Genomic DNA, 4,684 nt, shown 5'->3' with positions numbered 1-4,684 from the left:
GTCCGCAACCTCCTCTCCCGGCGCCAGGTCATGAACACCTCCTTCGACTCCCTCCACCTGGTCAACTCCTACGGCGCGTTCGGCAGCGTCAACCGGGAACGGCGGGAGATCGTGATCGAGGGCACCTCCGACCCGGTGGCGCGCGAGGACGGCGACTGGCGGGCCTACGAGTTCAAGGGCAAGCCCGGCGACGTCCGCCGCTGGCCGCGCCAGTTCGCCCCGTACCATCTGCGCCTGGACTGGATGATGTGGTTCGCGGGGCTCTCCCCCGCCTATGCCAGGGCGTGGTTCGGGCCCCTGGTGGAACGGCTCCTCGAAGGCGACCGCGACACGCTGCGGCTGCTGCGCCGCTCCCCGTTCCCGCCCGGCGAGCCGCCGAGGTTCATCCGCGCCAGGCTGTACCGCTACCGCTACACCACCCCGCACGAGCGGCGCGCGACGGGCGCCTGCTGGGAGCGCGCCTACATGCGTGAGTTCCTGGCACCCACCCGGCTGACCACGGCCTCTCAGCCACCGGGCAGTCCGTAGACGCGCCGGGCCGTCCCCGCGAAGATCTCGCCGCGCGCGGCGGCGCCCAGGGAGTGGGTCAGCAGCTCCGCCGCGTCGAGCACCTCGTCGTAGGAGGCGGCGAGCAGACTCACCGGCCAGTCCGAGCCGAACATCAGCCGCTCGGGACCGAAGGCGCCCACGACCGTGTCCACGAAGGGCCGCAGGTCCTCCACCGTCCAGTCCTTGTGGTCGGCCTCGGTGACCATGCCGGAGAGCTTGCAGACCGTGTTGGGCCGGACGGCGAGCGCGCGGACCGCCGAGGCCCAGGGTTCCAGGGCGCCGGAGGCGATGGGCGGCTTGCCCAGATGGTCGAGGACGAAGGTGAGCCCGGGGTGGTCAACCGCCGCCCTCGCGCAGGACGGCAACTGGTGCGGCAGCACCACGAGGTCATAGACGAGCCCCGCGTCGGCGAGGGCGGCGAGGCCCCTGCGCACATCGGGGCGGAGCAGCCACTCGGGGTCCTGCTCGCCCCGCACCTGGTGGCGGATGCCCACCAGACGTTCGCCGCCGGGCAGTTCACGCAGGCGGGCCAGGGTCTCGGCCACGTCGGGGCGGGTCAGGTCCGTCCAGCCGACGACGCCCGCCACCAGGTCGCTCTCCGCCGCGAGGGCGAGGAACTCCGGGGTCTCCTCGGCCACCGTCGCCGTCTGCACCAGAACCGTGGCGCCGACCCCGGCCGAGCGCGCCTCGGGCGCCAGATCGCTCAGGGAGAAGCTCCTGCGCAGGGGCGCGAGGGCGTCGTCGGCGAGCCAGTCCTGCTCGCGCACGGCGAGGTCCCACACCTGGTGGTGGGCGTCGACGAACGGGCCCGTCCCGCGCAGGGCGCTCATGGCAACACCCCCGCCACGGGCAGGGCGGCGTCCGGCTTTCCGGCCCGGTCGGCGCGGATCTCGGCGTGCGGGGCGATCCTCATGGGCGAGCCTTTCCTAATCTCCCAGAGTACGGGCACCACGCCCGGCGGCAGCCCCCTCCGCACGGGCTTCGCGCCAAAACCCGCGGGCACCCCCGGCGTTGCCATGGCACCGGGGGCCCGCACACCTGGCGGGGTGGCTCAGCCCCTGCTGAACCGCAGCGTCACCAGCTCGAACGGCCGCAGCTTCACCGCCACCGCGCCATCGGCCAGTTCCGGCGCCGCGGTGTCCGCGAGCGGGCGCTCCAGGAGGTCGGTCACCGCGACCGAGTCCGCCGGGAAGCCCGTGGTCAGCGTGGCCCTGGCCCGGCCGCCATGCGCCTCGTGGAAGCGGACGACCACGTCGCCGCTGCCGTCGTCGGCGAGCTTGAGGGCCGTGACGACCACCGCGTCGTCGTCGACCGTGACCAGCGGCGCCACCTCGGAGCCGCCCGTGACGGCACGCTCGGGCAGATTGACCCGGTAGCCCTCACGCACCGCGTCCCCGATCGAGGCACCCGGTACGAGCGCGTGCCGGAAGCGGTGCACGCCCTGGTCGGTCTCGGGGTCGGGGAAGCGCGGGGCGCGCAGCAGCGAGACCCGGACCGTGGTGGTCGTACCGGAGTCCTCGGTGCGCACCGTGCGGGTCACGTCGTGCCCGTACGTCGAGTCGTTGACCAGGGCCACGCCCCAGCCCGGCTCCTCCACGTGCACGAAGCGGTGGTTGCACGCCTCGAACTTGGCGGCCTCCCAGCTCGTGTTGGTGTGGGTGGCCCGGTAGAAGTGGCCGTACTGGGTCTCCGACGCGTACCGCTCGGCGTGGATGTCCAGCGGGAAGGCCAGCTTGAGGAACTTCTCCGTCTCGTGCCAGTCGACCTCGGTGTCGATGTCCAGGCGCCGCGACCCGGGCGCCAGCGTCAGCACCTGGGTCAGGCGCGAGTCCCCGAAGGTGCGCACCACCCGCACCGAGCCGCCCTCACCCGCGGTGACCTCGTCCGCCTCCGTGAGGTCGGTGACGGTGTTGCGGTAGAACTCATCCACGTCCCAGGCGTCCCACATGTTCGGGAAGTCGGCGTGGATCTGCGGCAGGTTCGCCGCCCGCCCCGGCGCGACGGTCTCCCGGTCGGCGAGGAGATCGTAGGCGGAGACGACCAGGCCCCGGCCGTCGATCTCCACCCGCAGCAGCCCGTTGTCGAGCACGAAGCCGCCGTCCGCGCGCGAGCCGATCGCCGACTGCCCCTCGGCGGTCGCACGCCCCGCGCCGCCCGCGAGCACGCCGCCCCTGCTGTGCGGGGCCGCGTTGAAGACCAGCTCGGTGCCGCCCTCACCGGCCAGGGCGCGCTGCGCGTTGTCGATGATGCCGGTCAGCTCCCGCGCGAGCGCCGCGTACGTCGCACGCGCCTCGCGGTGCACCCAGGCGATGGAGGAACCGGGCAGGATGTCGTGGAACTGATGCAGCAGCACCGTCTTCCAGATGCGGTCCAACTGCTCGTAGGGGTAGGTGAACCCGGTGCGCACCGCAGCCGTCGCCGCCCACAGCTCCGCCTCGCGCAGCAGGTGTTCGCTGCGCCGGTTGCCCTGCTTGGTGCCCGCCTGGCTGGTGAGGGTGGCCCGGTGCAGCTCCAGATACAGCTCACCGACCCAGACCGGCGCGTTCGGGTACTCGGCCTCGGCCTTCTCGAAGAACTCCGCCGGTGTCTCCCACCGCACGGTCGCCGAACCCTCCAGGTCCCGCATCCGCGCGGCCTTCGCGATCATCTCGCGGGTGGTGCCGCCACCGCCGTCGCCCCAGCCGGTGGGCGCCAGGGAGTGCCGGGCCACCCCCTTGTCCTTGAAGTTCTTCGCCGCGTGGGCGATCTCGCTGCCCTTCATCGAGCAGTTGTAGGTGTCGACGGGCGGGAAGTGGGTGAAGATCCGGGTCCCGTCGATGCCCTCCCAGTTGAAGGTGTGGTGCGGGAAGCGGTTGGTCTGCGACCAGGAGATCTTCTGCGTGAGCAGCCACTTCGACCCGGCGGCCTTGATGATCTGGGGCAGCCCCGCGGCGAAGCCGAAGGTGTCGGGCAGCCACGCCTCGTCGTTCTCGACGCCGAACTCCTCCAGGAAGAAGCGCTTGCCGTGCACGAACTGCCGGGCCATCGCCTCCGATCCCGGCATGTTCGTGTCCGACTCCACCCACATGCCGCCCGCGGGCACGAAGCGGCCGTCGGCGACGGCCTTCTTCACCTTCGCCCACACCTCGGGGCGGTGCTCCTTGATCCAGGCCCACTGCTGCGCCTGGGACATCGCGAAGACGAAGTCCGGCTCGTCCTCGATGAGCGCGGTCATGTTGGACGTCGTACGCGCCACCTTGCGCACCGTCTCGCGCAGCGGCCACAGCCAGGCGGAGTCGATGTGGGCGTGGCCGACGGCGCTGATGCGGTGCGCGGAGGGCTCGGCGGGGGTGGCGAGCACCTTCTCCAGCTCGGCGCGGGCGGCGGCGGCCGAGCCGTTCACGTCCTGGAGGTCGACGGCGTCCAGGGCACGGCCGACCGCGCGCGTGATCTCGTACCGCCGTCCGGAGTCCTCGGGCAGCTCCCGCATCAGCTCGCCGAGGACCTCCAGGTCGATGACGAGCTGCCACACCGTCTCGTCGAAGACGGCGAGGTCCATGCGCTCCAGCTTGTACTGGGGTTCGCTGCCCGCGGTCTCCTTGTCGCCCAGCTGGGTCGGCAGGAAGGGGTGGTAGTCCAGGATGACGGGGTTGGACGCGGCCTCGATGTGCAGCCGCACCTCTTCGCCGCCCTCGGCGGGGGCGGCCACCCTGACCCACTGGTTACGGGGGTTGAGACCCTTCACCGGGGTGCCGTCGGGGCGGTAGACGAGACCCTCGCACTGGAAGCCCGGCATGTTCTCGTCGAAGCCGAGGTCCAGGATGGCCTCGACGGTCTTCCCCGCCCACTCCTTCGGCACGGTCCCGCTCACCCGGAACCAGCTGGTGCCCCAGGGCGCGCCCCACCGCTCCCCCACGCGGGTCGCCACCGGCTCGGCGACGAGGCCCTCCGCCACGGGGACGGGTTCGCCGGGGGCGTTCCAGACGGCGATGTCGAGAGGAACGGAGGCGGGGTACACGGCGGGCCGGATGCGCTCGTCCAGCACGCGCTTGAGCCGGCCTTCGACGAGGCTGCGGTCGTCATGCATGAGGGTCTCCAGGGAGGTGGGTGATGGGTGCCGGGCGGGCTGAAGTTCCAGCCCCTCCGGCGTTTGAGG

At 72.2% G+C, this 4,684-nt stretch carries 3 protein-coding genes; 1 reads left to right on the top strand and 2 read right to left on the bottom strand.

The window, feature by feature from the left end:
* Positions 1–528: lipase maturation factor family protein (locus AB8Z36_RS32170; RefSeq protein WP_369216915.1), on the top strand; the 528-nt coding region annotated here is incomplete at its 5' end.
* Here the strand turns inward: AB8Z36_RS32170 and AB8Z36_RS32165 are convergent.
* Both AB8Z36_RS32165 and AB8Z36_RS32160 read right to left on the bottom strand, forming a co-directional pair.
* The gene (locus AB8Z36_RS32165; protein WP_369216914.1) at positions 507–1,379 is read right to left on the bottom strand and encodes an amidohydrolase family protein; all 873 of its coding nucleotides are present in this window, start codon (positions 1,377–1,379) and stop codon (positions 507–509) included. The genes AB8Z36_RS32170 and AB8Z36_RS32165 overlap by 22 nt on opposite strands.
* 221 nt (positions 1,380–1,600) lie before the next feature.
* Positions 1,601–4,615 (bottom strand): alpha-mannosidase, encoded by a 3,015-nt coding sequence (locus AB8Z36_RS32160; RefSeq protein WP_369216913.1) that lies wholly within the window; start codon positions 4,613–4,615, stop codon positions 1,601–1,603.
* Between the last annotated feature and the right edge of the window lie 69 nt (positions 4,616–4,684).

The organism is Streptomyces flavofungini (assembly GCF_041028215.1).
Lineage (GTDB): Bacteria > Actinomycetota > Actinomycetes > Streptomycetales > Streptomycetaceae > Streptomyces > Streptomyces flavofungini_B.
The sequence above is the reverse complement of the archived record's forward strand: the minus strand, read 5'-3'. Positions and strand labels throughout refer to the sequence as shown.